This is a genomic window from Natronococcus jeotgali DSM 18795 (assembly GCF_000337695.1).
Classification (GTDB): domain Archaea; phylum Halobacteriota; class Halobacteria; order Halobacteriales; family Natrialbaceae; genus Natronococcus; species Natronococcus jeotgali.
This window is the reverse complement of sequence record NZ_AOIA01000011.1, coordinates 1-3,561: the sequence shown is the minus strand read 5'-3', so window position 1 is coordinate 3,561 and position 3,561 is coordinate 1. Positions and strand designations below refer to the sequence as shown.

Genomic DNA, 3,561 nt, shown 5'->3' with positions numbered 1-3,561 from the left:
CATCCTCTACCGGATTCTCACACTCCTAGTTACTGACTATTCTAGTTCGGCGTCCTTGGATGCCTCGCTGCGTTAAACTAGAACAGATGGCTGGTCAGCCCCGAACTGTTCGAGGAGTTTCTCGTAGTCGATTTCTCCGTCGACGCTGTAGGGCGTGACGGTAAACTCATTTTCTGCTGTCATTTGTGGGCGTGCGTTTGGAGGTCATGATGACGGCGATACAACCGAGAAAGCGAGTGAGCATCGTGGTTGGGTCAGTCGGGGGGAGTGGTCTGCAAAAGTTCTGAACACGTACCAGCATCTGCTCTACACTTCCATCCCTCGAGTAACTACAGTCTCCATCTCGAAGGGTTCACCTGTTGCGCTGATCACTCAACCCGACTGACCGTACTCCGCGATACTGTCCACTTCCGGACCCTAACTACCGCCAGCGCCGTTCGTCGGTTTCGGGGGAAGTGGACACTACGTCTAGTGAAAGGTATAGAGCGGGGATATGTGTTGCTGCTCCCTCCAATCCATTAAATACGAAGTACCGGCGTGTTGTTCCTTCGAATTCTGATTAACTCGGCGACTCAGCAGAGATTCGACGTTCCGGTTTTCAGAGCATATGCTTGGTCAATGAGGCAGTTTCCTGTGACTCCTCGGAGACAGCTATTTGGATGTCCCCGCGTTACGTTTTCACATGGAACTCCGGTACCCTCCTTAGCGAATTTCAGTACTTTACCCCCGAATATGAGCTCTCAACAAACACCCTCAGAGACAGAGGAAAAATCCGACACTGGCTCTTCACCAGAGCAGCAGCGTCTCGATAAGAAACAGAACCGAGCAAACGAGCGGGAGGCACAAGCGGCCGCTGACACACAGTCTTCCGCCGATGAGGAGACAACGCTCCTGAAGGTCTTCCGGTACGATCCTGACGTCGAAGCCAAGCAAGAACCCCGATTCGATGACTTCCACGTTCCCTACGAAAAGGGGATGACAGTCCTGGATGCACTCATCTACGCTCGTGACCACTTCGACTCTAGTCTCACATTCCGTCACTCGTGCCAAATGGCGGTGTGTGGAAGTGACGGCCTATTCATCAACGGCAGCCAGCGACTCGGCTGCCAAACGCAAATTTCTGATCTCAACGAGCCAGTCCGTGTCGAGCCGCTCCCTCACGAACCAGTGATCAAGGACCTTGTGGTGGATATGGATCGTTTCTTCGAACGGATGGAATCCATCGAACCATATTTCCAGCCCGACGAGCTTCCTGAGGGGGAACTCGAAGAACAGCGCCAATCCCCCGAGAATCGTGAGAAGATCAAGATGGCCTCGCGTTGCATCCAATGTGGCTGTTGTACGTCATCGTGTAATCCCTCACAGTTCGACGACGAGTACATCGGCCCTGCAGCCATCGTCAAGGGATACCGGTTCTACATGGATGAACGCGAAGGGGACGACGCCAGGGAACGTCGGCTGGAACTGCTCGACAGGAAACACGGGGTCTGGCAGTGTCATACGCAGTTCTCGTGTACGACCGTCTGTCCGAAGGATATCCCGATCACTGAGGAGATCCAGGAGATGAAACGCGAGTCCGTTAAACAGAACCTGAAATTCTGGTAGCCGTCAGAAGGAGACGTTCTGTTCGTCGCGCGGGTAGTCCCCAGTCACCTCTTCGACGGTACTGCCACGATCGTCGTAGTATTTTCGCCCGATGTAACTGTCGTCGAGACTCCCGTAGATCGATGCGAAGAGGTCTNCCTCTTCGACGGTACTGCCACGATCGTCGTAGTATTTTCGCCCGATGTAACTGTCGTCGAGACTCCCGTAGATCGATGCGAAGAGGTCTTCAGGAGTTTCGTACGGGTCGTCGTTGTCCCGTTCCAGCATCACGCTAATAGACTCCGAGTCATCGTCGTCGGGAGCATCGATCGTTACGTCCCCAGCACGTTCGACAACCCTCGCCCGGTTAACTGGGAACTCGAATTTCTCGTTCAGATACCCGCGTAAGCGTGGTGGTCTCATTGTAGTTGAAGTGTTGTCGGGGGTGTCCACCCACCGGTTCGTGAATGGGATCGGTCAGAACTCCTTCGAGGAGTATTCGGGCGCTCACGGGAAAAGAGTGCTCCTCAGCTCGTTCCCAATCGGTATTCGCGTTCGATATCCTGCAGCTGGGGGATCAGTTCAGAATCCCGTGCGACGTGGATGATATAGCGGGGGACGTCCTGTGTCGTCCGGGCCATGAACGGTTCGCCCCAGAAACTCAAGAGCGCGTCCGTCTGCTCGTTTTCCGTCCCGCGAAGGATGAACGAGACGTTATCATCGAGGTCGCACCAGATGGGTTCCCGTACCGTTTCGGCGCCTGTACACTTCTGTACTTTTGGTTTGACGTGGGTCTTCCAGCGCTCTCGTTCGCTCTCGTCGAGGACGAACTGAATCGAGGAAACATCTGGATTTTCAATCGGTGGCCGAAGCAACGCGTCGAACAAATCCTGGGGAATGAACATGAGCAGACAGACGTTGAACCAGATCATTTCACCACGGGCACCTTGACCGAACTGCGTACTCCGCGGTCTGAGTTGTGCTGGACCGATGAGTTCGAGGTCGGGAGTATCCATACCGGCTCGAATTTCTTCGACTGTGCGTTCGGTGTGAGCGACGGACTCAGAGAGGGACTCCGTTTCTGATTCGCGTCGAAGGTGGCTGATGAACAAGAACGCCATGAGAACGAGCGTAATCTGAAGAAGTACGGATTCGTCTACGATGTGCAAGAAATGGAGTACGAGCGCGAGAACAGCCGCTAGGATGCCCGCGACAGCTTCCCATTCAACCTCCTTGATTTGCCATCTCATATCGACTGTATCCCTGAAATAGGATTCTGGCTATAGGCACATTACTCTGTGCAGTCAAGTAGCGGGGTTCTCAGGGACCGCTCGTGGTTCAACCAAGACTTCCTAGGATCAACAGAATGTAGCTTCCACAACCTCTCTGCTCGGAGTTTGATGCTCCGTCGAGGATTTGACCCTCGGTCCTCGACGTGAGATGCCGAGATGATTGGCCGAGCTACACCAACGGAGCAGGCTTACTTCGATGCCGGATTCTGTTAAACCTATCCACCGGACACGCCGGAGGTGGGTGTCTGTCCTCTACAGATAAATCAATGGTTTGTGAGCTTGCGCTGTCCTTCTGTAGGTTCGGAGCATCTCGAGACGCGAAATGATTCGAAATGAGATACAGATCGACCACCCTATTGAAGCGTATACAGACGCAAATTGTCGATAATGGACGAACAGCCAAGCAATTCGGACGGCGATTCGGACCATCATCGTCATCGAGAGGGCCAAGGCAAACACGATAGCTCTCACATCGGGGCAGGGTCAGAACAAGCGCTACTCGAAGACGAGGCAGGTCCGCAACACCACCACGAAGAGGAAGAACACGGCGATCACGGGAGTGGTCATGACGGCCATGGCGGGATGCACGAGGGCCACGAACAGATGTTCCGCCGACGCTTCTTCGTCTCGACGATCCTCTCGATTCCCGTTCTTCTCTATAGCGAAACACTGCAGGAGTGGCTTG

Annotated in this window: 4 protein-coding genes; 1 reads left to right on the top strand and 3 read right to left on the bottom strand. The window is 54.1% G+C overall.

The genetic code is table 11. From position 1 onward, the window contains the following. Positions 1-732: 732 nt before the first annotated feature. A complete protein-coding gene (locus tag C492_RS00395; protein ID WP_008419442.1) occupies positions 733-1,605 on the top strand; it encodes a succinate dehydrogenase/fumarate reductase iron-sulfur subunit in 873 nt (290 codons plus the stop codon). 3 nt (positions 1,606-1,608) lie between these two features. Here C492_RS00395 and C492_RS25760 read toward each other — a convergent pair whose 3' ends face one another. The 3 genes from C492_RS25760 to C492_RS25755 form a co-directional block, all read right to left on the bottom strand. Further along, positions 1,609-2,007: a DUF5789 family protein gene (locus C492_RS25760; protein WP_049892556.1), complete on the bottom strand. Its 399-nt coding sequence runs from the start codon at positions 2,005-2,007 to the stop codon at positions 1,609-1,611. A gap of 104 nt (positions 2,008-2,111) precedes the next feature. Beyond that, the gene (locus C492_RS00385) at positions 2,112-2,834 is read right to left on the bottom strand and encodes a hypothetical protein (protein ID WP_008419438.1); all 723 of its coding nucleotides are present in this window, start codon (positions 2,832-2,834) and stop codon (positions 2,112-2,114) included. Positions 2,835-3,371: 537 nt separating this feature from the next. Beyond that, a partial coding sequence (locus tag C492_RS25755; protein ID WP_193364834.1) for a hypothetical protein occupies positions 3,372-3,561 on the bottom strand: 190 nt, incomplete at its 5' end.